Source organism: Rhizobium sp. 862_C5_N1_2 (genome assembly GCF_051811205.1).
In the GTDB taxonomy this organism is placed as follows: Bacteria; Pseudomonadota; Alphaproteobacteria; order Rhizobiales; family Rhizobiaceae; genus Rhizobium; species Rhizobium leguminosarum.
In genome coordinates this window covers 640626-663240 of the sequence record NZ_JBPWPT010000001.1, presented here as the reverse complement: position 1 = coordinate 663240, position 22615 = coordinate 640626, and the positions used below count along the sequence as shown (strand labels likewise).

The following is a 22615-nucleotide window of genomic DNA, read 5'->3' as shown; positions in this document are numbered from 1 at the left end:
CTTTTGCCTCGGCGGGTTTTTGGCCTATGAGTGTCGCGCCTTTTCAAGCAATGGCGCGGCCGGCAGCGACCGGCTTTGGCGCGCCACCGTGGGAACACATGTCGCACAATACATTCGGTCACCTTTTCCGCGTAACCACCTGGGGCGAAAGCCATGGTCCGGCGCTCGGCTGCGTCGTCGACGGCTGCCCTCCGGGGCTGCGCTTCAAGCTCGAAGACCTGCAGGTCTGGCTCGACAAGCGCAAGCCCGGACAATCCCGCTTCGTGACGCAGCGGCGCGAGGACGATCTGGTGAAGGTTCTGTCCGGCGTCATGCTGGACGCCGATGGCGAGACGATGACGACCACCGGCACGCCGATCTCCATGCTGATCGAAAACACCGACCAGCGCTCCAAGGATTACGGCGAGATCGCCAAGCAATATCGCCCCGGCCATGCCGATTATACCTATGACCTCAAATATGGCATTCGCGACTATCGCGGCGGCGGCCGCTCCTCGGCGCGCGAAACCGCTGCGCGGGTTGCCGCCGGCGGCATCGCCCGCCTTGTCGTGCCAGGCGTTACCGTGCGCGGCGCGCTGGTGCAGATCGGCAAACACAAGATCAATCGCCGCAACTGGGATTGGGACCAGGTCGATCAGAACCCGTTCTTCTCGCCCGATGCCGCGATCGTGCCGGTCTGGGAGGAATATCTCGACGGCATCCGCAAGAACGGCTCCTCGATCGGCGCAGTCATCGAGGTGATCGCCGAAGGTGTGCCGGCCGGCCTCGGCGCGCCGATCTATGCCAAGCTCGACCAGGATATCGCCTCGCTGCTGATGTCGATCAACGCCGTCAAGGGCGTCGAAATCGGCAATGGTTTTGCCGCCGCCGAAACGTCAGGCGAAGACAATGCCGACGAGATGCGCATGGGCAATGACGGCACGCCGATCTTCCTTTCCAACAATGCCGGCGGTATTCTCGGCGGCATCTCCACCGGGCAGCCGGTGGTGGCGCGTTTCGCCGTCAAGCCGACCTCCTCGATCCTGACCGAACGCCAGTCGATCGATGCGGAGGGCAAGAATGTCGATATCCGCACCAAGGGCCGACACGACCCTTGCGTCGGCATCCGCGCCGTGCCGATCGGCGAGGCGATGGTCGCCTGCGCCGTCGCCGATCATTATCTTCGCGACCGCGGCCAGACCGGCCGTCTGAAATAGGAGCGCTCGTCCCATGTCTTATGACCAGAAGCGTGTCGTCGACGCCATCCGGGCCTTCGAGGCCGGCGAGATCGTCGTCGTCATGGACGACAATGACCGCGAGAACGAAGGCGACCTGATCGTCGCTGCCGTGCATTGCACACCTGAGAAGATGGCCTTCATCGTGCGCCACACCTCCGGCATCGTCTGCGCGCCGATGCCGAAGGAAGAGGCCAAACGCCTCAACCTCAACGCCATGGTGGCGGAAAACGATTCGGCCCATACGACGGCCTTCACCGTCTCGGTCGATTTCAAGCACGGCACGACGACCGGCATCTCCGCCGACGACCGGACGCTGACGGTGCGCAACCTCGCCAATCCGAATGTCGGCGCTTCCGATTTCGTCCGTCCCGGCCACATCTTCCCGCTGGTTTCCCGCGAAGGCGGCGTGCTGATGCGCTCCGGCCATACGGAAGCTGCCGTCGACCTCTGCAAGCTCGCCGGCCTGCCGCTGATCGGCGTTATCTCAGAACTCGTCAACGACGACGGCACCGTCACCCGCGGCCCTGAGGTGGTGGACTTTGCCGAACAGCACGGGCTGAAGCTTGTTTCCGTCGCCGATCTGATCGCCTATCGCCAGCGCAAGGAAACGCTGATCGAGCTCGGCACCAGCTTCGACATCGAGACGCCGTTCGGCAAAGCCAAGGCCCATACCTATTCCCTGCCCTGGGACCCGATGCAGCATCTCGCCGTCGTCTTCGGCGACATCCGCGACGGTGTCGACATCCCGGTGCGCCTGCATCCGGAGAATGTCGCCGATGATCTCTTCGGCAAGAACAGCCCGGTCGATTTCTACATGCAGAAGATTGCCGAGCAAGGCCGCGGCGTCATCGTCTATCTGCGCGAAGGCTCGGTCGGCGTCGGCCACCACGACAACGGCCGCAAGGCCCGCAACCAGGGCCGCGAAGCCCATGCCGAAGCCCAGACGCGCGACAGCGAGTGGCTGGAAATCGGCCTCGGCGCCCAGATCCTCAGGGATCTCGGCGTCAGCTCGATCAAACTGCTCACCAGCCGCGAGCGCCACTATGTCGGCCTCGAAGGTTTCGGCATCAAGATCAGCACGACGGAGATCTGCTGACTACGCTCATGCTGCCGCCGCTCCGTTTCTAGATGTTTAGTCCCGGAACCAACCATAATTTAAATATCTTCCGTCTATTGATCCGATGTGGGATTGGAGCGGAATCATGCAGGTCGATCTGTCAATCAATGCGTCGCAGACACAGGAAAATTGCGCCAAGAATAAACCTCTGGCGACATGGCGGATTTTCTCGGTCATATACTTCGCTGCTTTGTCTATCGCCCTTCTCGATTTTGCCGATGCGCGCAGCTTTCTCGGCGATATCGATGACCGCATGCGTGAATTGCAGATTCGCCAATTTTTCTCGGCAAATGGGCGTTGGTATGATCTGACGCTGCCGATGATCGCGATGCCGGAGACCTATGCGTCGCCATGGTCGCGGTTGATCGATCTTCCATATATGACCATAGCGGCCATATTGGCGCCGTTGCTCGGTCTCGAAAAATCAATCCCAATTTCTTTCGACATCTGGCCGCCGGTGATGCTCTCGATATTCTGTCTTTTGGTCGCGGCGATTTTTCGCCCGCAACTGAGAGTATCACGCGCATTGAATTACACAATCGTGGTTACCAGCGTTTTCCTGATGGCCCTTGCCGTGTGGGAATTCGTTCCGGGTCGCATCGACCACCACAATATGCAGATCATCGGGCTCTTGATTATGATGGCGGGCCTTCAAAGATGGGACAGGGCGGGCGGAATCCTTGTCGGAGCCGGTACGCTCATCTGCTTCGTCGTCAGTCTCGAGGGGCTGCCGTTTGTAACGCTCGGTTTTCTCGGCCTTGTTCTTTGCTTTGTCTTCGATGTCCGCGGCACGCGCCAGGTGCTTTTTGCCGCGGCAGTAACAATTCTGGTTCTGACGTTGCCTGCCGCATTCGCTTTCATTGGGCCATCGGGAATTCTCTCGATGCAGTGCGACGCCGTTTCTGCTCCCTATATTCTGCTCGCGATCGGCTGCTCCCTTTCTCTGGCTACAGGAACAGCCTTGCTGGCAAAGCAAACCTTTAATGTGAAGCTGATTGGGCTTGCCCTTCCGACAGCATTCGTCGCAGCAGCAACTGCCATCTTGTTCCCCCGTTGCTTGTCCGGTCCCTATTGGATGATCGACCCTCTCTCCAAGGCGGATTGGCTGGACAGGGTCGGGCAGGAGCACAGCTTCGTCTATTTTCTCCAGCAAGGCCAGTTCTTCGTCGTCTTCATGCTCGCGGTCCTTGCCTGCATCGCAATCATGGCGCTGCCGGCCGTGATTGGTGGGGCGCGCAAGCAGCATGCGGGTATTGCGATCATGTTTGCCATCGCCGTCGCAAGCCTCGTGCTGACGCTGCTTCAGACGCGAAACATACGCTTCGCGTTCGCATTTATTCCACTGTTCTTGCCGCTTGCGCTTGAACTCGTCACAATGTCGGCCGCAGACGCGTCCGGCAGGCTCAAACAGGTTCGCACCCTTGTTGCGGCAGCCGTCGTTCTTGTCCTTGGAACGACTGCCGCATTGCGATTCATAATACCGCAGCAGGAATCCCATTACGATGCCATCGACTATATGGCTTACAGTGACTGCGCTGATCAGGACTTTTCCGTTCTTTCGAGCCAGCAACCCGGGCGCATAGCGGTGCCGCAGGGGTTGGCGTTGCCGGTTGTATTTGCGGCGCCCGACGGATTTTCTGTCGCTGCCGTTCCATTCCACCGCGCCTCGCCAGGAATGAAACGGATGTTTGAGGCCTTTACGTCGCACGCCAGCGAGGTTCGCCGCTCGGCACTCGCGCCTTTCGACTATGTCGCCGTCTGCAGATTTCCGTTGTCCGTTGATCCACGTGAGGCGCCACTTTACGCGGAGCTGGCGAGAGGCGGCTCTTGGCCGGGACTTCAGCGTATTCCATCTCCGTCAAAGACAGATTTTCAACTCTTTCGCATTGACCATTCATCGCTTCGCTGATGTTGCTGGACGATGGAAGCCACAACTCGGGGATTAGTGCGTGGACACATTGCGACCTAATTCAGACGCTGTTGACTGCGATTTGACGATCGCGCGAGGACTTGTCGCGGCGAGTGGCGATGCCTCATGTTGCTTGAGTTTGCCGCAGAACCTGCGATGAGATTGCGCCACCGCTAGACCCAATAGGGTCAAGAGCTTCCTTGTGATTGCTTTGCAAGGATCTATGCACAGGAGGTGTCTTGTTGATGCGCAGTAGTGGCAATGTGTCGACGGGAACAAGCTTGGTTTGCGCGATCGCGTGACTAATGTAGCCTCGCAAGGCTTTGCACCGGTCTAGCGGAATCATGCCCTCCAGCCGTCCAAAAACACGACCTTCTCCACACCCGCAAACCGCGCAACCCGATCAAGCTCCGCCTCCAGCCGCTCCAGCCGCCCAGCCGACGGCTTGACGCCGGGCTCCAGCCACAGCCGCTTGACGTCGAGCGTCGACTTTTTCCGATCCGCCTTCATGTCGATGCGGCCGATCAGCCTGTCGCCTTCGAGCAGCGGGAAGACGTAATAGCCATATTCGCGCTTCGGCTCGGGCACGAAGATCTCGATGCGGTAGAAGAAGCCGAACAGGCGTTCGGTGCGGTTGCGGTCGCGGATCATCGGGTCGAAGGGGCTGAGCACGCGGACGCGCGGCGGAGCGCCGGGGTAAGTGTCGAGTGTCGACAGGAAATCGGTAAAAGCCCAGGATGGGCGCGCCTTGCCGCCAAGCGCCGGTTCGATCAGCACTTCGATCAGTTCGTCGCGATGGGCTGATACCCAGGCCTTGGCCTCATCGGGCGAGACCAGGTTCCAGAAGGCTGATATCTCGCCATGGGTGGCGAAGCCGAGCCGGGTAAGCGCACTGCGGCAGGCCCAGTCGACGAACTCCTCGCGACTCACCTCCGGCTCGCGGAACTCGGCCGGGATGACGCGTTCCGCCAGGTCATAGATCTTCTGGAAATTCGAGCGGCCGGCGATGGCGAACTTGCCGGTGTGCCAGAAATATTCGAGCGCCGTCTTGTTCGGATGCCAGTTCCACCAGCCGCCGGAAACGTGGCCGTCGGCCTTGATGTCGCGCGCCAGGATCGCGCCGTCGCGCTCAACGCGCTCATAGGTCTCCGCGAACGCCGCCTCGAAGCCCTCGCCGCGCCATTTGCGCCAGCGCTCGACGATCACCTTTTCCTGATGGCGGAACTTGTGCTTCCAATAGACGAAGAAGGCGCTCGGCAGGATGGAGGCGTCATGTGTCCAGTGCTCGAACAGCGCGCCGTCCTTTTCGAGCAGCGCGGTCAGATGCTCGCGCCTGTAGGTCTGGTTGCGGGAAAACAGGATCTGATGATGCGCCCGCTCCACCGTCTGGATGCTGTCGACCTGGACGAAACCCAGTTCATGGATGAGCTGCAACAGGCCGGCCTTGGTCAAGGCGCGGTTCGGCGGGGCGCTGAGGCCCTGCTTGGCAAGAAAGACACGGCGGGCGTCGGAATTGGAAAGCAGATTCGTCATGACTGCATCATAATCCGGAAAATCTTCCTAGCCACCCGATATCGACAAGGAGATTTACTCTTTCATCACCGGAGATTCCCCGTATAGAAGCGGGATCGCGAGGATGCGAGGGATGGGTTTGGATATTCGTTTCGAAGGCGCCGGGGTCAGTTTCGGGGCACGGGTGGCGCTGCAGCCGCTGACGCTTGGCATCAGTGGAAAACGCATCGGCGTCATCGGGCTGAACGGTTCGGGCAAGACCACTTTCGCGCGGCTGATCAACGGATTGACCAAGCCATCGGTCGGCCGCGTCACCGTCAACGGCCGCGACACGAGCGATGAGAAGGCTGCTGTGGCCGATGTCGGTTTCATCTTCCAGTCGCCGCAGAACCAGATCATCCTGCCGATCGTCAAAGACGACATCGCCTTCGGGCTGAAGCGGCGCGGCTTCACCAAGGCGGAAATCGAGGCGAAGGTCGAGGGCGTGCTGGCCCGCTTCGGCGCTGAGGCGCTGGCCGATCGCCGCGCGCATGAGCTTTCCGGCGGCGAGCTGCAGGTGGCGGCCCTCTGCTCGGTGCTGGCGACGGGACCTGGCATTCTCATCCTCGATGAACCGACCAACCAGCTCGACCTCAAGAACCGGGCGTTGGTCGAAGGGATTATCGCCGGGCTCCCGGAAAGCGCCATCATCATCACGCATGATCTGGAGCTGATCGCCGGTTTCGAGCGGGTGCTGCTGTTTCATGAAGGGCGGCTTGCCGCCGATGCGCCGGCTGCCGAGGCGATCGCCCGCTACAAGGAGATCGCCGCCTGATGCAATCGCTCTATGTCGAAGGCAACAGCGTGATGCACCGGCTTTCGCCGCGGGTAAAGCTGTTGTCGCTGACGGTCTTCGGCGTCGTGCTGTTCATCAGCGGCAACATCCTGCTGCTTTCGATCGCCGTGCTGCTGACGGCGGTTCTCTACCGGATGATCGGCCTGCCGTTTGCCGATGGGCTCAGGCGGCTGCGGCCGGTCTTCCTGACGATCGTGGTCGTGGCGCTTTTCAACCTCATCTTCAATCCCTGGCAGCAGGCGCTCGTGCCGCTGCTGCGGCTGACGGCATTGATGCTGCTTGCCGCCACCGTGACGGCGACGACGTCGATCACCGAGTTCATCGACGAGGTGACGGCGCTTGCCCGCCCGCTCGAACGCACCGGCTGGGTGCAGGCCGACGATATCGGCCTGGCGCTGGGGCTGGTGCTGCGTTTCGTGCCGGAGATCGTCGGCCGTTATCAGGCGATCCGCGAGGCGCATAAGGCACGCGGGCTGAAGGTCCGGCCGACGACGCTGCTTGCGCCGCTGATCATCCTGACCCTTAAGGATGCGGATAATATCGCCGCGGCGATTGACGCGCGCGGAATTCGGCGGCATGTGAGTTAACGATTGATAAACACGGAATTCATGATGAGCACTCGCGACCTCGTTCTTACCGCCCTCTTTGCCGCGATCATCGTGGCGCTTGGCCTGCTGCCGCCGATCTCGCTCGGCTTCATTCCGGTGCCGATCACCGCCCAATCCCTCGGCGTCATGATGGCCGGTGTCGTGCTCGGCGCCCGGCGCGGCGCGATTGCCGTGCTGATCGTGCTGGTTCTGGTCGCGATCGGCCTGCCGGTGCTTTCCGGTGGCCGCGGCGGGCTTGCGATCTTCGCGTCGCCAACGGCCGGCTTCCTGATCGGCTGGATCTTTGCCGCCTTCGTCACCGGCTATCTCAGCGAACGGCTGGTCAACGAACAGCAATCCGGCCTGGTGCAGACGGTGAGCTTCTTCCTCACCGCCATGGCCGGCGGCATCGTCGTGCTCTACGCTTTCGGCATCACCTATCTCGCCACCGTCGCCGGCTTCGGCTTCACGAAAGCCTTCGTCGGCTCGATGGCCTTCATTCCCGGCGACGTGATCAAGGCCTTCGTCGCAGCCCTGCTTGGCCGCGCCGTCATGGTCGGCTATCCCCTGCTGCCGTCGCGCGCCTGACGCATAGACCGGTCTTGTCTGGTGAATACCCCAACGGCCCCTTCGGGGGCCGTTGCGCTTAAAGACATGGAGCCTTTCACCAGAAGTCGCTTCCGGTCCGGATGAATGCGGGAACTTCCAAACCTTCTTTTCATTTGTCGCAACGAACATCCGTGAAGGAGAAATCATGCGAGGCGACCAGCAGGAGGAGATGGCTGCCTGGTTCCGGTCGCTGGATCCTGTCCCGCCGAAGGACATGGTCGGCCTCTGGAGCGGCGTCGGCATTCCGTCGGATCATCCACTGGACGGCGTGCTCGAGAATCTCAACTGGTTTGGCAAGCGCTTCCATTCCGACATGAGGGCGGACGCCCTGCTCTTCACGTGGAGACCGGGCCGACTGGTGGCGCTCGAGCCAAGCTTCTTACCCATCAGGCTGGCGATCAAGATAGCGCCCTTTGGCCGGACATTCGTCGCGCGCAGCTGGTTCTCATACCTGCAGAAGATGCTTCGAGCGAGAGGCACGACCGCTTCGTTACGGCTTCAGGCCTTCGACGGCATCGAAACGGCTGCGATGATCTACGACAAACAGCCGATCGTGGACTACTTCCGGAGGATTGACGATGACGAGATTGCCGGAATGATGTGCGTTCGCGACGACCCTCGGCGGTTCTTCTTCAAGCTCCGGAAAGTGATGGACTGAGGTATGCAGCAAACGGCTGGCGCCTGGATAATCTTTCCTCAATCCAAAACAGGCTGAACATGCTATGAAAGCAGGGAAGAGGACGAGATGACCGTCATCGATCGAAATCATGTTCAAGTCCGGGGCGATGGCCAGCGTGCGATGATCTTTTCGCATGGATTCGGGTGCGACCAGAATATGTGGCGCTTCGTGGCTCCGGCTTTTGAAGGCGACTTCAAGACAGTGCTGTTCGATCATGTTGGCGCGGGTCGATCCGATCTCACGGCCTATGATGCCGGAAAGTATTCTTCATTGTCTGGTTATGCCGATGACCTCGTGGAAATTTGCCGCGCGCTTGGCCTGACGCAAACAGTCTTCGTCGGGCACTCCGTCAGCGCGATGATTGGCGTCATCGCGTCGCTTAAGGCACCGGACCTGTTTGAAAGCCTGATCCTTGTCGGGCCGTCGCCGCGCTATACCAACGACGATGACTATATCGGCGGCTTCAGCGCGACCGAGATAGACGAACTCCTGACATCGTTGGACGACAATCACTTGGGGTGGTCTGCCGCCATGGCGCCCGCCATCATGGGCAATCCGGATCGACCGGAACTTAGCGAAGAGCTGACAAACAGTTTCTGCCGCACCGATCCTGAGATCGCCAAGGCATTCGCACGGGTGACCTTCACGTCAGACAATCGCCGCGACCTTCCGCGCGTCACCGCCAGAACGCTGATCCTTCAATGCCGCGATGATATTATCGCCTCCGAAGAGGTCGGCGAATACGTCCATCAGCAGGTCCCGAATAGCCAATTGGTCGTGCTGAACGCAAGTGGCCACTGCCCTAACCTCAGCGCTCCCGACGAGGTCATCTCTGCAATCCGGCGGTTCGTCTGATGAGCGGTCCCGACACGCAGATCTCCATGCCGGCGGAAGACCTTGAGGACTTATACGAAAACGCGCCATGCGGCTATCTTTCGCTGCAGCCGGACGGGCGCATCGCCAAGGTGAACAAAACGCTGTCGACCTGGATCGGCATCCCTGCCGAGCAACTCCTCGGCAAACGACTTCACGATCTGCTCAACACCTCGGGCCGTATATTCTACGAAACCCATTTTGCGCCTTTGCTGCGCATGCAAGGGTTTTTCAACGAGGTTGCCCTCGATCTTATGGCGGCGGACGGTAGAAAACTGCCTGTGCTCGCCAATGCCATGGAAAGACGTGCAGAAGACGGTGCCCTGCTTTTCACCCGTGTGACGATGTTCCAGGCTGCCGAGCGTCGCCGTTATGAACGGGAGTTGGTCGAAGCGCGCGCGGCGGCGGACACGGCCGGTGCCATCGTCAAATCCCAGCTCGACTTCGAACAGCAAACCGCCGAGTTGCGGGAGCAGTTCATCGCCATCCTTGGCCACGACCTGCGCAACCCGCTTGCCTCGATTGCTGCTGCGGGGCGTATGTTGCGAAAGGAAGAGCAGACCGATCGCTCGACTAAAGTTCTCGATTTGATGCAGGGCAGCGTCGTTCGCATGTCTGGCCTGATCGACAACGTCCTCGACTTCGCGCGTGCACGATTGGGTGGCGGCATCGTGCTCGACAGGCGAGCGGAGGAGGTCGAGCCGATCCTGCGGCAGGTCATCGAAGAACTCCGCTATAGTCACCTCGACCGCAGGATTGAAGTGAGCATCGAATTAGACGGCCCTATAAGTTGCGACAGCAGCCGGATTGGCCAGCTGGTGTCCAATCTCTTGGGAAATGCCCTGACCCATGGGACGCCGGACGAACCGGTGCGGCTATCTGCGGCAACTCTCGACGGAAGACTGGAGCTTTGGATCGCCAACGGCGGCGCTCCTATTTCCAGCGATGCGATGACACGGCTTTTCCAGCCTTTCTTCAAAGGCGAAGCCGGCACAAGTCAAAGAGGATTGGGGCTGGGTTTGTATATCGCTTCGGAAATCGCCCGCGCCCATGGCGGGGCGATCACGGTCAGTTCCGGTGACAACGAGACACGCTTCACCTTTGTGATGCCCTTGGATTGAACCGGACCGCACAGCTGCGCCGACGTGGGCGGAAAGACACATTCACATCGCAGACGCTATGAAGGGCTCGGGCACCTAGACCCGAGACTCTTTCGTCTGAAGACCAGCAACGCGTTGCCCAAGCCTGTCGAAGACCAATCGCAAAACGCTGCGGATGGGAGGCTCTCCCCATTTGCACACCGCCAGCGACATTACACAGACGATCGCAACGGCCAAGGCCAGCGCCAACAGCGGTGTCATCTCCAGATCAGTCAGCCAGTCGAGAAGTTGGACGCCGATCGCGAAATGCAGCAGATAGAGCGGGTAGGTCATCGAGCCGAGGGTTTTGACCGATTGAAGGAGGGCGGTCGGCAGACGACTGATCTGCTTGGCATAGGTCACGCTTGCAACGATTGATATCAGCCCCGCCACCCAGATTGCGACTGCGGGAAGCGGCGAGAAGGAATGACCGGCTGCGGCAAGAGTGCGCTCGCTGGTATTTTCGCCTGCCATGTATATCTGAGCCGCCCCCGTCACCAAGGCGCAGATCAAACCCACCCAGGAAATTCGGCTCATCCGAGCTTGAGACAAAAGCCAGATGTAGATGCCAATGGCAAATTGGCAGCCATAGTAAAAAGGGATGGCCCGCCAGGCGGTCTCCGTGAATGTGGCCAGGATGTCTGAATCGGGAAGGGCGTATAACAGAGCGATAAACACCGTGCTGGCCAGTGACAAGCCGAGCGCCAGAGCAGGCATCCTTGCCTTCTGACCCATCGCACACATGATGAAGACAAGGGCGTAGAAACAGATCTCACATGCCAGGGTCCAATATTGGCCATCGATCCATGGCCCGCCAGGGTAGAGGGTGATCGACCGCAGATAGTTCTTGATGATGCGGCGATTAACGTCTTGAGTTGCAATGACGATCAGCGTCAGTGACGCACATATCCATACTGCTGGATAGAGCCGCAGAATTCGCCCCCTGAGAAACGACATCGCAGTGGCTGCAGCGGCAGAGTTGACGATGACGAGCCCTGATATGACGAAAAACAATTCGACACCAACCCATCCAGGTTGGGCGATATTCTCTATCAGGGGCATTTTGTAAGGTCTTAGATATAAGGGCGAAGCCCAGGAAGCAAATCCAAGATGAAACATCGTTACCATGAGTGCACATACAAATCGTAGTGCGTCGACGCCGTAAATATACGGGCTGCCGGCTTCAGATTTTACCATAGCGATTTCCCCCAAAATCAAATCCAGTACTACCTGGACTTGGATTTTGGCGCAAGATACTCGCAGTTGGCGTAGGAATAATGATTGTGGGTCAGTTGGTCCACTTGCCCGTCAAATAGCCTTCGACAGCTCCGTCTGATGGTCCCGCGGTATGGCCGTCTCGATACGGCCTGGAATCCGGGCAACAAAAAACCGCCTTGAGGCGGTCGGGCATTCTATCGATTTCAGTTTGATTTAGTCTCCTCCTCCGCCATCTCCGCCACCGCCATCACAGCCGCCGTCACCTGAGGCATCGAACCAGCCTCCACCTCCATCGCCGGAGCCTTCCGAATTGCCCCACCTGCGCTTGGTGTTTGCGGTGGTCTGGGTGGTGGCGCCTCTTTCTGCCCTTACGATCAGCGCAAAGATCAGTGCGAAGCCTCCAACGAGCACGGTAACCACAAGAAATATCTCCAATCAGTATCCTTTCGTTGTTTCAGGAAATCTCGTTTCCTGACTAAAATAGTAGATTATTTTCCCGCTTCCGGAAATAGCCTGAATATGAAACTTTCATGACATTCTGGATCACGTCAAAACCCTGCGCTGGCTAGTTGCAGCGCAGAGCATCTCGGGCTGTTTCCCCTTCAAGCCGCCGCTCTTTGCGGAAAGAGCACGGCTTGCGGGGCGGCTTTGACTCCAGCCACCATCAAGGGGTCCCGATAGAGGCGAGGAGACGGTATTCCGAGCCTGGAATGCAGCTTTGCGGCCGAGCTTGGCAGGAACGGCAGGAGGCAGCGGGCGATGATCGCAAGGCCGTGGACCTGCTCGGCCAGGGAAGTGCCAAGACGGGTCGCGGTCGCCTTCCGATCGTCCGGCGTAAGATCGGCAAGCAGGGCTTTCGCATCGGCCCATGGCGCGCGTTGTGCAAACCGCCTGTTCGCCGCACCGATGAACTCGAAAATATCCGCGAGGCCGACATGGAGCTCGTAGGCAGCGAAGGCTCGAGCCACCTTCTCCGGAAGGCGGGCAGCCTCCTCCACAAGCTCGCTGTCTGGCACCGACGGAACGATGCCGTTGAACGAGGTCGACAGAAGGGCAAGGACCCGGTTGGCGAGATTTCCGAGCTGCCCTGCCAACTCTCCCGACCAGGCGGCTTCCAGACGCTCGTCTGAGAAATCGCCATCGTCACCCGAGCGTATATGCCGGAGCAGGTAATATCGCAGTGCGTCGGGCGTTTCGTAGGATTGGATGATGCGTTCCGGATCGATGCCGTTGCCGGCCGACTTGCCGATCTTCCGGCCGTCGACCGTGACGTAGCCGTGAACCAGGATCGACGAAGGTGGCGGCAGGCCTGCGGAAAGCAGGATGGCCGGCCAGTAGATGGCGTGGAACTTGGAGATGCCCTTGCCGACGACGTGGATGCGTTGGCCGCCGTTCCAATAGTGCTGCAGCAGGGTTGGATCGGACCCGTGGCTGAGACCTGTGAGGTAGTTCGCCAATGCATCGAACCAGACGTAGACGACCTCATCCCCATCGGGGACGGGCACACCCCAGCCGCGCGCCCGTTCGGCGCTGCGCGACACGCTGATGTCGCTCAAGCCGCGCCGCAAAAGGGCAAGGACCTCGTTGCGACGATGGGCTGGAACGATCCGAAGCTCGCCGGTCTCGACGAGCTCAAGCAGCCGGTCGCCGTATCGCGAGAGGCGGAAGAACCAGTTCTCCTCACGGATGGTCTCAAGGGCAATGTCGTGTTCCGGGCAGCGCCCGTCATCGAGTTCCGACGGCTCGTAGAATTGCTCGCACCCGACGCAATAGAGGCCCTCATAGGCCTTGCGATAGAGGTCGCCATTTTCAGCGCATGCCCTCCACAAGGCGTGGACGCAGGCAATATGCCTCGGATCGCGCGACGTGCGGACGAATTCCTCGTTGGAGATATCGAGCAGGCCGCCAAGGTGCTCGAACCTGTCAGCGTTGGCATTGACGAAGTCCCTCACCTCTAGTCCCGCTGCTTCCGCCGACCGGACATTCTTCAGGCTGTTGTCGTCGGTTCCGCACTGGAAGCGCACGTCGTGGCCGAGAAGCCGGAAATGGCGGGCATAGGCATCGGCCTGGACGAGCTCGAGAGCGAAGCCCACATGCGGCGCGGCATTCACATAGGGGATGGAGGTGGTGATATAGATCTTGTTCATCGGCGTTTCCTTTCGAAGGCTGTTAATGCCCGCGAGACGGATCGCCCCATGAAAAGACCGCCTCGAGGGCGGTCGCTGGTGCATTCTGGACGCACAAAACCCGCCACGCTATGAGCGCGGCATCATCATCACGAAAGTGCTGATCACGGTGTTGTCCATGCGATTTTCCTATCATCAAGAGCGGTTTCGGACAAGCGTGCACTTCGACCGGGAATGGTGCTTCTGCCTTGTCACGGAGCCGTTGCAGACCAAACGGCATGCCGATATGCTGCCGGTGTCGGAAAAGGCAGACTTGGTTTGGTAAGCCCAAGTCCTTCTGGAAACGGAAGCTCTGTCCCCTGCCCCAGGCATGAGACCGCGACGAACGTCGGACGCTGAGAGCGCCCACCGTTCGTCCGTGTGGTTGTCAGAACGACGAACTGCTCCGGTCGAACGACCAAAAGGAGAATAATCGCCACCCAACGTCTTTTCTCTTCGATGTCGTGATTGCAGGCGCCGGGCCGGTCGGCTTGTTGCTGGCCTGCGAGCTCAGGCTTGCGAGGGTCTCCGTGCTGGTGCTGGAGCAGGCGGAAAGCCCGCACTCGCCGTTGAAAAAGCTGCCCTTCGGCATGCGCGGCCTGACGCTGCCGACGATTGAAGCGTTCTACAGGCGCGGCCTGCTCGATTCCCTTGAAGCGCCCGGGCGTAAGGCAAAGCCAGAGGGAAAACCGCGCAAGCAGGCCGGACACTTCGCCGGCATCCCCTTCGATTATGACAGGATCAATCCCTCGAACTGGGCCTATCGACTGCCGAGCCCCGCCGACAGCAATATGGCGGCAGAAATGGAACGGGTCGAGACCGTCCTTGCCGACCGCGCGCAGTCCATCGGCGTCGAGATCAGACGGGGTGTGCGCGTCGAAGGTTTGGCACAATCAGCCGACGGGGTCATGATCCAAGCTGGAGATCAGAGTTTTGAGGGCCGTTGGCTGGTCGGCTGCGACGGTGGCCGCAGCATGGTGCGCAAGGGGGGCGGCTTTTCCTTCGTCGGAACCGATCCCGAGTTTACCGGCTATTCCGTGCAGGTCGATCTGGCTGACCCGGAAAAGCTGAAGCTCGGCCGACAGCTGACGCCGACCGGCATGTATTTCCAGACGCAGCCCGGCCATTTCGGCATGGTGGAGTTTGACAGCGGCGCATCTCACCGCACCGGACCGATCACGCTTGCGCATGTGCAAGCGGTGCTGCGGCGGATATCGCAGACCGATGTCACGCTGACCGCGCTGCGCGTCGCCACCAGTTGGACCGACCGCGCCCAGCAGGCGACAGAATACCGCAAGGGCCGGGTGCTGCTTGCCGGTGACGCGGCCCATATTCATTCGCCGCTCGGCGGGCAAGGGCTCAATCTCGGACTTGGTGACGCCATGAACCTTGGATGGAAACTGGCCGCCACCGTCCGCGGTGAAGCGCCGGACGGACTGCTCGACAGCTATTTCAGCGAACGGCATCCGATCGGTGAACAGATTCTCGCCTGGTCGCGGGCGCAGGTCTCGATCATGCGGCCAAGCCCGCATGCCCGGGCGATGGAATCCATCATCCGCGATCTCATCGCCACCCGCGACGGGGCCACCTATTTCGCCGACCGGGTCTGGAATGCGTCGATGCGCTACGATCTCGGCGACGGCCACGCACTGGTCGGCCGCAGCGTCCCGGACTTCGAATGGACCGACGGTACCAGGCTCGCCGCCCTGCTCGCCGACGGAACCGGTCTGCTGATCGACTTCGGCGACCGCGCACCGCTCCGGTCGATCGCACGCCGTTGGGATGACCGGGTCAAATATGTCGAGGGTGAGGTGAAGGACCGGCTGGGACTGACCGCCCTGCTTGTCCGTCCGGATGGAATTGTCGCCTGGGCCTGTGAGGGCGAGTCGAATCCTGAAGACGCTGTCGAAGCCGGATCGCGTTGGTTTGCTGTCCATGATGGCGGATAAGGTGCCGCCATCTTAACGAATGTCTCCAAGACTTCCATCACCATCGCGGATGCCTAGCAGGCGCCTGCCATCATTGGCGAGCGGTTTCGTGATGTGATAGCAAGACATGGGAATTGCACGCTCACGGCGCGGCGTGCCCGTGTTGGATAGAAGGACCTGCTGCTGTGATCCGCACGAAGGTCGATACGCTGTGGTTTAAGCAGTGCTGCGCGTTTCACCTGCAGTTTTTTCCCGATGGCGAAGCTCTGTCAAAGCTCTGCAACTTGCAGGACAGGATCGAGCGAGACAGCGATGCGCCGCTCTCACGCGTCCCGGCCAAGAGCCTGCACTTGACGGTCGTCACCCTGGTCAACGCCGCGGCCCAATTCAGTATTCCAAACGACGAGGTCTGGAAGCTGAATGGGGAAAGATGGAAGGAAATCGTGGAGAGATTGGTCGAAGAGACCCCGCCATTTGAGCTCCATTTTCATGAGGTGGCTGCTTCGGAAGCCGCTATCTTCGTAAAGGCAGAGGAGCCGGCGGAATTGCGCAGGCTTCGTTCGGCCATTTCACATGCCATCTGCTTCGAACAGTGGCGTGCAACCCCGCCCCGAATAGCGCACATAACACTGTTCAGATTTTTTGCAGAAGACAGGCTACCAGCAGTCAACTTCGACGCAGGCTTATTGCCCAAGGCAATGAAGGTTGGATCCCTTAAATTGCTGGAAGAGCGCGTTTATCCAAGCGTCGAGATCAATATACTCAGCGAGCCACTCCTCCGAGGCAAAAGCACCTAGTGGCAATTCTGGCTGGTCGATCGGCTCTGCTTTGCCCCTAATCCAAAAACCGATAAAGCCAGTCGCGCGTTTCCTCCGGCAGCGAGGCCGGCGACTGGTCCTCGCGGGTGCGGGCCTGCCAGATGATCTCGACCTCGGCGGCACGCTCCTCCCCGGTGTCGATCGCAACGAGGAGGCCGATGGAATGCATGCCGATCTTGTCGACGGTGGCGGTGAAGGTTGCCAGCTCATCGTAGTGCAGCGGACGGTGCAGCATGCAGGAAACCTTGCTGGGGCTATAGACCGGTTCGTCATCGACATCGGGCCGTGAGGACCAGAAGCTCGCAAGGACGGACTCTGCATAGGAAATATAGGAGGCCAGAAACATCTGGCCGGTCATATCGACATCGCGAAACGGCACACGTATTTCCGCCACATCAGGACGTTTCGACTGACTCATCAACAGATCTGCCTTACAGAGTTCCCATGGCAACACTACTTCATAATAGCTTATATCGGAACTGGCTTAAGGATAAAATTACGCAATAGTTCAAAGTGTTACAGTGTCCTTCACGCACCGGAAAGGCGCGGCTCCGTTGCAATGGAGCTGTTCGACAGAAACGGCGTAACTGAGACAGTTGTGACAGGCGAACGGTTGGACGGCGGCAGAGCGCTTGTTGAAATCGACCGATGATGCCCCATCTGCTGTGGCACATGACATAAGCGACCGATAGAGTGTCTTCATGAGCACCCGTCTTTATGAACACCCGATCTTCCTGGAACATGTGACGCCCGCCGGCCATCCGGAGCGATCGGACAGGATCCGCGCCATCAATGTCGCGCTGGAACATCCGAATTTCGAGCGGCTGGAGCGCCGGCAGGCGCCGCAGGCGAATGAGGATGCGGTGCTGCTTGCCCATCCCGAAGAACATCTCATCGCCGTCATGCGGGAGATCCCCGAGGAAGAGGGTGAGATCAACCAGATCGAAGCCGATACCTATGCCAGCAGCAAGAGCCTGCAGGCGGCGCTGACCGGCATCGGCGGGGCGATGGCGGCGGTCGACGACGTCTTTACCGGCCGGGCCGACAATGTCTTCGTCGCCGCCCGCCCGCCGGGGCACCATGCCGAGAAGATGACGGCGATGGGCTTCTGCTTCTTCAACAATGCGGCAATCGCCGCCCGGCATGCGCAGAAGACGCATGGCGCCGAGCGCATCGCCATCGTCGATTGGGACGTGCATCACGGCAACGGCACGCAGGATATCTTCTGGGACGATGCCTCGGTGCTGTTCTGCTCGACGCATCAGATGCCGCTTTATCCCGGCACCGGCGCCAAGGACGAGAAGGGTACGCATAACACCATCGTCAACGCGCCGCTTTCGCCGAATGTCGGCAGCGACCACTTCCGCGAGGCGTTCAAATCACGCGTGCTGCCCGCGCTTGACGATTTCCGGCCGGATCTCATCATCATCTCCGCCGGCTTCGACGCACATCACCGCGATCCGCTGGCGCAGATCAACCTGACCGGTGAGGATTTCGACTGGGCGACCGGGCGTGTGCTCGAACTGGCGGACCGGTACGCGAAGAACCGGGTCGTCAGCCTGCTCGAAGGCGGTTATGATCTCGAGGGACTCGCCGAATCGGCGGGCATGCATATTCTGAGAATGATGAAGGGTTGAGAATGACTGACAGCGCCAAGCCGGAGGTGTCCGGCCTTTCCTTCGAAAAGGCGGTCGCCGAACTCGAAAGCATCGTCGCCCGGCTGGAACGTGGCGATGTGGCGCTGGATGAATCAATCGAGATCTACGAGCGCGGCGAAGCGCTGAAGAAACATTGCGAGACGCTGCTTTCGGCCGCCGAGAACCGCATCGAGAAGATTAGGCTCGACCGCGCCGGCAAGCCGCAGGGCGTCGAGCCGCTGGACGGCGCCTGAGGCGCAGCAAACTCCCTTTTTAAGGCGCTTGGCTATCGGCTTCAGACCGATCTATGATCCCCATCCAAAACGATGAGGGGACAAGGAAATGACGGACAGGTTGAAGGGCAAGGTCGCCATTATCTCAGGCGGCGCGACCGGCATGGGCGGTGCCGCCTCGAAGCTTTTTGCGGCGGAAGGCGCGCGCGTTGCGATCATCGACCGCAATGGTGATGCAGCAGCCGAGACCGTCCAAGCCATCCGTGATGCCGGCGGCGAGGCCGAATACTGGACGGCCGACGTCTCGGACGAAGCAGCCGTCATTGCCGCCGTCGCCGGTGTCGAAGAACGCTACGGCTCAGTGACCGTGCTTTTCAACCATGCCGGCACCATCGTCATCAAACCTTTCCTGGAAACGACGCTTCAGGAATGGGACTGGCTGCATGCCGTCAATGTGCGCTCGATGTTTCTGATGACCAAGGCCGTGCTGCCGAAGATGATTGAGAGCGGCGGCGGATCGATCGTCTGCACCTCGTCAATCTCGGCGGTCGCCGCCACGCCGATGGAAGTGCTTTACGACACGACCAAGGGTGCCGTGCATATGTTTGCCCGCGCCATCGCGGTGGAATTCCGTGACCGCAACATCCGCTGCAATGCCGTTTGCCCGGGCTTCATCCGCACGCCGCATGGCCTGCGCGAGGTGGCCGATCTGCAGGCGCTCGGCGTCGACGTTTCGGATGCCGCCATTGCCGCGCAGCAGGGGCGGATCGGCGAGCCCGAAGACGTCGCGCGGGCTGCCCTTTATCTCGCCAGCGACGAATCGAGTTTCGTCAACGGCGCCCATCTCTTCGTCGATAATGGCTTCACCGCAATCTGAGCCATCCGTGCGGCGCGCTTCAAAGTTAGGGCGTCCTTGGCACGTCCCGTTGGACGTGCGGCGCGCTAATTGCTATCCCTGGTCGATGCGCGACTGCCTCATTCCTTAAATCGACATCGATTTAAGGACAAATTATGCAGCAATTCAAAACTATAGCATCCTTTGTGCGTCTGAAAGACGCGCGGCACTGTAGTGATCGGAGATCCCTGATGTCCTTCTTTCCCGGTAAAGATCCCCTGCCCGGCGATACCTTCGCCTGCGACGCGATCGAGAACCTGATCATCCCGCGCACCAGCGATATCGGCGGTTTTCAGGTGCGCCGCGCGCTTCCCAGTCGGCAGCGACGGCTGGTCGGGCCGTTCATCTTCTTCGACCGCATGGGGCCTGCGATCCTGAAGCCGGACGAGGCGCTCGACGTCAAGCCGCATCCGCATATCGGGCTGTCGACGGTCACCTATCTGTTCGACGGCGAGATCCGCCATCGCGACAGCCTCGGCACCGAAAAGGTCATCCATCCCGGCGATATCAACCTGATGACGGCCGGCCGCGGCATCGTGCATTCCGAGCGCACCCCGGACAATCTGCGCGGCCATCCGCTGCTGATGTCGGGGCTGCAGACCTGGCTGGCGCTGCCCGACGACAAGGAGGAGATCGATCCTTCCTTCGCCCACACGGAAAAGTCCGCCATGCCGCTGATCGAAACGGCAGGCGTACGCGGGCGCGTGGTCATCGGCTCGTTCGAAGGCATGACATCACCCGTCGGCGTTTTCTCCGACACGCTCTATGTCGATCTCGACCTGCAGCCGGGCGCCAAATTTCCCTTCGGCGCGGGCCACGAGGAGCGCGCCGTCTATGTGCTGTCGGGCGAGGTCGTCATATCAGGCGACCGTTTCGCTGCCGACCAGCTGCTGGTCTTCCGGCCAGGTGATGCGATCACGCTGGAAGCCGGCCGCGATGGCTGTCACCTGATGCTCTTCGGAGGGGCAGCGCTCAATTCGAAACGTTATATCTGGTGGAATTTCGTGTCCTCCTCGAAGGAGCGGATCGAACAGGCCAAGGAGGAATGGCGCACCGGCCGCTTCGATATCGTTCCCGGTGACGAAGAGGAATTCGTGCCTTTGCCGGAAGGCTGAACGACACGAAATGAACGAAATAGACCAGGATATCCGCCTAAAACCGCTCACACTTTCCGGCACCATGCTCTAAGGTGAAAAGCTTCGGTTCCTGAAATGCACTTGTTTTGCCGCAATCTAATCGAATAAAGCGGAACAAGGAAAAGCAAGAAAGAGCGCCCGCCCGTGACACAACTGCCGAAGACCCCCCTGCTCGACCAGGTCATCTATCCCGCCGACCTGCGCAAGCTCGAGGATCGCGACCTACCGCAGCTTGCCCGCGAAGTCCGGGACGAAATGATCGATGCAGTGTCGCGCACCGGCGGCCATCTGGGCGCCGGTCTCGGCGTCGTCGAATTGACGATCGCCATCCACAGCGTCTTCGACACACCTGATGATCGGCTGATCTTCGATGTCGGCCATCAATGTTATCCGCACAAGATTCTCACCGGCCGGCGTGACCGCATCCGGACGCTGCGCCAGGAAGACGGGCTGTCCGGCTTCACCCGTCGGGCGGAGAGCGAATATGATCCGTTCGGCGCCGCGCATTCCTCGACATCGATCTCGGCCGGCCTCGGCATGGCGATTGCCGCCGACCTCGACAAATCAGACCGCCGCGTCATCGCCGTCATCGGCGACGGAGCGATGTCGGCCGGCATGGCCTATGAAGCGCTGAACAATGCCGGCGCCCTCGACGCCCGCCTCATCGTCATCCTCAACGACAACGATATGTCGATCGCGCCGCCGACGGGCGCAATGAGCGCCTATCTTGCCCGTCTCGCTTCGGGGCGCACCTATATGGGCTTCCGTGACTTCGGCAAGAAGCTGACGGCCTATCTCGGCAAGAACATCGACCGGGCGATCACCCGCGCCGTCGAGCATGCGCGCGGCTACGTCACCGGCGGCACGATGTTCGAGGAGATGGGCTTCTACCATATCGGCCCGATCGACGGGCATTCCTTCGACCACCTGCTGCCTGTGTTGCGCAATGTGCGCGACAATGGTCGCGGACCGGTGCTGATCCATGTCGTCACGCAGAAGGGCAAGGGCTATCCGCCGGCGGAAGCCGCGGCCGACAAATATCACGGTGTCAACAAGTTCGACGTCATCACCGGCGCCCAGGCAAGGGTCAAGCCGAATGCGCCGAGCTATACCAGCGTCTTTGCCGAAGCGCTGGTGCAGGAAGCCGCCCTTGACGACAAGATCGTCGGCATCACCGCCGCCATGCCTAATGGTACCGGCCTCGACAAGCTCGCCGAGGCCTTTCCGTCGCGCTGCTTCGACGTCGGTATTGCCGAACAGCATGCCGTCACTTTCGCTGCCGGCCTCGCGGCGGAAGGCTACAAGCCGTTCGCCGCCCTCTATTCCACGTTCCTGCAGCGCGCTTACGACCAGGTCGTGCATGACGTGGCGATCCAGGGACTGCCGGTGCGTTTCCCGATCGACCGCGCCGGCTTCGTCGGCGCCGACGGACCGACCCATGCTGGCTCCTTCGACACCGCCTTCCTCACCACCCTGCCTGGCTTCGTGGTGATGGCGGCGGCCGACGAGGCCGAACTCAAGCATATGGTGCGCACGGCTGTCGCCTATGATGGCGGGCCGATCTCGTTCCGCTATCCGCGCGGCGAAGGTGTCGGCGTCGACATGCCGGCGCGCGGCGAAATCCTGCAGATCGGCAAGGGCCGCATCGTCAAGGAAGGCACCAAGGTGGCGCTGCTCTCCTTCGGCACCCGGCTTGCCGATTGTCTGCTGGCCGCCGAGGATCTCGATGCTGCGGGGCTTTCGACGACGGTCGCCGATGCACGTTTCGCCAAGCCGCTCGACCACGACCTGATCCGCCAGCTTGCCCGCCACCACGAGATGGTGATCACCGTCGAGGAAGGCTCGATCGGCGGTTTCGGCAGCCATGTGATGCATTTCCTTGCCACCGAAGGCCTGCTCGACAACGGCCTGAAGCTGCGCTCGCTCGTCATGCCCGACATCTGGATGGAACAGGCCAAGCCCGAAGCCATGAACGCCCACGCCGGCCTCGACCGCGCCGGCATCGTCTCGACGGTGTTCAGGGCGCTGGGACGTGGCGTTGCGGTTGGGGTTGCGGGATAAGATTATGTGAGGGCGTGCCGTGTGGCACTCACCCGCCGCCAAGCAGG

At 60.5% G+C, this 22615-nt stretch carries 21 protein-coding genes; 16 read left to right on the top strand and 5 right to left on the bottom strand.

The window, feature by feature from the left end; translation table 11 throughout:
• The first annotated feature begins 98 nt into the window (after positions 1–98).
• The 3 genes from aroC (at position 99) to ACD590_RS03175 (ending at position 4243) form a co-directional block, all read left to right on the top strand.
• Positions 99–1196, top strand: a complete 1098-nt coding sequence (gene aroC, locus ACD590_RS03185) for a chorismate synthase (RefSeq protein WP_018516574.1) — start codon at positions 99–101, stop codon at positions 1194–1196.
• Between the two features lie 13 nt (positions 1197–1209).
• Entirely contained in the window at positions 1210–2313 is a 1104-nt protein-coding gene (gene ribB / locus ACD590_RS03180) for a 3,4-dihydroxy-2-butanone-4-phosphate synthase (protein ID WP_018245075.1), read from the top strand.
• Between the two features lie 106 nt (positions 2314–2419).
• Entirely contained in the window at positions 2420–4243 is a 1824-nt protein-coding gene (locus tag ACD590_RS03175) for a hypothetical protein (RefSeq protein ID WP_439002128.1), read from the top strand.
• Positions 4244–4585: 342 nt separating this feature from the next.
• Here the strand turns inward: ACD590_RS03175 and ACD590_RS03170 are convergent, their stop codons facing one another.
• Positions 4586–5776 (bottom strand): winged helix-turn-helix domain-containing protein, encoded by a 1191-nt coding sequence (locus ACD590_RS03170; RefSeq protein WP_028734875.1) that lies wholly within the window; start codon positions 5774–5776, stop codon positions 4586–4588.
• 118 nt (positions 5777–5894) lie between these two features.
• On the opposite strand from ACD590_RS03170, the gene ACD590_RS03165 reads away from it, so the two are divergent.
• From ACD590_RS03165 to ACD590_RS03140, 6 genes are all read left to right on the top strand, one after another.
• The gene (locus tag ACD590_RS03165; RefSeq protein WP_064650557.1) at positions 5895–6569 is read left to right on the top strand and encodes an energy-coupling factor ABC transporter ATP-binding protein; all 675 of its coding nucleotides are present in this window, start codon (positions 5895–5897) and stop codon (positions 6567–6569) included.
• Complete coding sequence (locus ACD590_RS03160) at positions 6569–7177, top strand: energy-coupling factor transporter transmembrane component T family protein (protein WP_439002127.1); 609 nt, start codon at positions 6569–6571, stop codon at positions 7175–7177. The genes ACD590_RS03165 and ACD590_RS03160 overlap by 1 nt, the downstream gene beginning before the upstream one ends.
• A 24-nt stretch (positions 7178–7201) precedes the next feature.
• Positions 7202–7765 (top strand): biotin transporter BioY, encoded by a 564-nt coding sequence (locus ACD590_RS03155; protein WP_018245071.1) that lies wholly within the window; start codon positions 7202–7204, stop codon positions 7763–7765.
• Positions 7766–7931: 166 nt separating this feature from the next.
• Positions 7932–8444 (top strand): GXWXG domain-containing protein, encoded by a 513-nt coding sequence (locus tag ACD590_RS03150; protein ID WP_439002126.1) that lies wholly within the window; start codon positions 7932–7934, stop codon positions 8442–8444.
• A gap of 87 nt (positions 8445–8531) precedes the next feature.
• Positions 8532–9320, top strand: coding sequence for an alpha/beta fold hydrolase (locus tag ACD590_RS03145; protein WP_047622012.1), 789 nt, complete (start codon positions 8532–8534; stop codon positions 9318–9320).
• The gene (locus ACD590_RS03140; protein WP_439002125.1) at positions 9320–10459 is read left to right on the top strand and encodes a PAS domain-containing sensor histidine kinase; all 1140 of its coding nucleotides are present in this window, start codon (positions 9320–9322) and stop codon (positions 10457–10459) included. The genes ACD590_RS03145 and ACD590_RS03140 overlap by 1 nt, the downstream gene beginning before the upstream one ends.
• Positions 10460–10534: 75 nt before the next feature.
• Here the strand turns inward: ACD590_RS03140 and ACD590_RS03135 are convergent, their stop codons facing one another.
• The 3 genes from ACD590_RS03135 to ACD590_RS03125 form a co-directional block, all read right to left on the bottom strand.
• Positions 10535–11674 (bottom strand): acyltransferase family protein, encoded by a 1140-nt coding sequence (locus tag ACD590_RS03135; RefSeq protein ID WP_439002124.1) that lies wholly within the window; start codon positions 11672–11674, stop codon positions 10535–10537.
• 234 nt (positions 11675–11908) lie between these two features.
• Positions 11909–12130 carry a hypothetical protein gene (locus tag ACD590_RS03130; RefSeq protein ID WP_439002123.1) on the bottom strand — a complete coding sequence of 74 codons (222 nt, stop codon included), beginning with the start codon at positions 12128–12130 and terminating at the stop codon, positions 11909–11911.
• Between the two features lie 167 nt (positions 12131–12297).
• A complete protein-coding gene (locus ACD590_RS03125) occupies positions 12298–13842 on the bottom strand; it encodes a methionine--tRNA ligase (RefSeq protein WP_439002122.1) in 1545 nt (514 codons plus the stop codon).
• 419 nt (positions 13843–14261) lie between these two features.
• On the opposite strand from ACD590_RS03125, the gene ACD590_RS03120 reads away from it, so the two are divergent.
• Positions 14262–15809 (top strand): FAD-dependent monooxygenase, encoded by a 1548-nt coding sequence (locus ACD590_RS03120; RefSeq protein ID WP_439003506.1) that lies wholly within the window; start codon positions 14262–14264, stop codon positions 15807–15809.
• A gap of 164 nt (positions 15810–15973) precedes the next feature.
• The gene (locus ACD590_RS03115; protein ID WP_439002121.1) at positions 15974–16585 is read left to right on the top strand and encodes a 2'-5' RNA ligase family protein; all 612 of its coding nucleotides are present in this window, start codon (positions 15974–15976) and stop codon (positions 16583–16585) included.
• Positions 16586–16622: 37 nt separating this feature from the next.
• Here the strand turns inward: ACD590_RS03115 and ACD590_RS03110 are convergent, their stop codons facing one another.
• Positions 16623–17024: an acyl-CoA thioesterase gene (locus ACD590_RS03110; protein WP_018245058.1), complete on the bottom strand. Its 402-nt coding sequence runs from the start codon at positions 17022–17024 to the stop codon at positions 16623–16625.
• A gap of 283 nt (positions 17025–17307) precedes the next feature.
• Between ACD590_RS03110 and ACD590_RS03105 the strand changes: the two genes are divergently transcribed.
• The 5 genes from ACD590_RS03105 to dxs all read left to right on the top strand — a co-directional run bounded on the left by ACD590_RS03105 (position 17308) and on the right by dxs (position 22568).
• Positions 17308–18243 (top strand): histone deacetylase family protein, encoded by a 936-nt coding sequence (locus ACD590_RS03105; protein WP_033181432.1) that lies wholly within the window; start codon positions 17308–17310, stop codon positions 18241–18243.
• Positions 18244–18245: 2 nt separating this feature from the next.
• The gene (locus ACD590_RS03100) at positions 18246–18497 is read left to right on the top strand and encodes an exodeoxyribonuclease VII small subunit (RefSeq protein WP_003545921.1); all 252 of its coding nucleotides are present in this window, start codon (positions 18246–18248) and stop codon (positions 18495–18497) included.
• An 88-nt stretch (positions 18498–18585) separates the two neighbouring features.
• Positions 18586–19353, top strand: coding sequence for an SDR family NAD(P)-dependent oxidoreductase (locus ACD590_RS03095; protein ID WP_439002120.1), 768 nt, complete (start codon positions 18586–18588; stop codon positions 19351–19353).
• Positions 19354–19562: 209 nt separating this feature from the next.
• Positions 19563–20486: a pirin family protein gene (locus tag ACD590_RS03090; RefSeq protein WP_439002119.1), complete on the top strand. Its 924-nt coding sequence runs from the start codon at positions 19563–19565 to the stop codon at positions 20484–20486.
• Between the two features lie 165 nt (positions 20487–20651).
• Positions 20652–22568, top strand: a complete 1917-nt coding sequence (dxs, locus tag ACD590_RS03085; RefSeq protein WP_018449327.1) for a 1-deoxy-D-xylulose-5-phosphate synthase — start codon at positions 20652–20654, stop codon at positions 22566–22568.
• Positions 22569–22615 lie beyond the last annotated feature (47 nt).

Excerpts from the sequence above, each read along its gene's own strand:
- ACD590_RS03150 (WP_439002126.1), top strand. The coding sequence starts at position 7,932 with ATGCGAGGCGACCAGCAGGAGGAGATGGCTGCCTGGTTCCGGTCGCTG.
- ACD590_RS03125 (WP_439002122.1), bottom strand. The coding sequence starts at position 13,842 with ATGAACAAGATCTATATCACCACCTCCATCCCCTATGTGAATGCCGCG.
- ACD590_RS03160 (WP_439002127.1), top strand. The coding sequence starts at position 6,569 with ATGCAATCGCTCTATGTCGAAGGCAACAGCGTGATGCACCGGCTTTCG.
- ACD590_RS03175 (WP_439002128.1), top strand. The coding sequence starts at position 2,420 with ATGCAGGTCGATCTGTCAATCAATGCGTCGCAGACACAGGAAAATTGC.
- ACD590_RS03140 (WP_439002125.1), top strand. The coding sequence starts at position 9,320 with ATGAGCGGTCCCGACACGCAGATCTCCATGCCGGCGGAAGACCTTGAG.
- ACD590_RS03105 (WP_033181432.1), top strand. The coding sequence starts at position 17,308 with ATGAGCACCCGTCTTTATGAACACCCGATCTTCCTGGAACATGTGACG.
- ACD590_RS03155 (WP_018245071.1), top strand. The coding sequence starts at position 7,202 with ATGAGCACTCGCGACCTCGTTCTTACCGCCCTCTTTGCCGCGATCATC.
- ACD590_RS03090 (WP_439002119.1), top strand. The coding sequence starts at position 19,563 with ATGTCCTTCTTTCCCGGTAAAGATCCCCTGCCCGGCGATACCTTCGCC.
- ACD590_RS03145 (WP_047622012.1), top strand. The coding sequence starts at position 8,532 with ATGACCGTCATCGATCGAAATCATGTTCAAGTCCGGGGCGATGGCCAG.
- ACD590_RS03135 (WP_439002124.1), bottom strand. The coding sequence starts at position 11,674 with ATGGTAAAATCTGAAGCCGGCAGCCCGTATATTTACGGCGTCGACGCA.
- ACD590_RS03110 (WP_018245058.1), bottom strand. The coding sequence starts at position 17,024 with ATGAGTCAGTCGAAACGTCCTGATGTGGCGGAAATACGTGTGCCGTTT.
- ACD590_RS03170 (WP_028734875.1), bottom strand. The coding sequence starts at position 5,776 with ATGACGAATCTGCTTTCCAATTCCGACGCCCGCCGTGTCTTTCTTGCC.
- aroC (WP_018516574.1), top strand. The coding sequence starts at position 99 with ATGTCGCACAATACATTCGGTCACCTTTTCCGCGTAACCACCTGGGGC.
- ACD590_RS03100 (WP_003545921.1), top strand. The coding sequence starts at position 18,246 with ATGACTGACAGCGCCAAGCCGGAGGTGTCCGGCCTTTCCTTCGAAAAG.
- ACD590_RS03095 (WP_439002120.1), top strand. The coding sequence starts at position 18,586 with ATGACGGACAGGTTGAAGGGCAAGGTCGCCATTATCTCAGGCGGCGCG.
- ribB (WP_018245075.1), top strand. The coding sequence starts at position 1,210 with ATGTCTTATGACCAGAAGCGTGTCGTCGACGCCATCCGGGCCTTCGAG.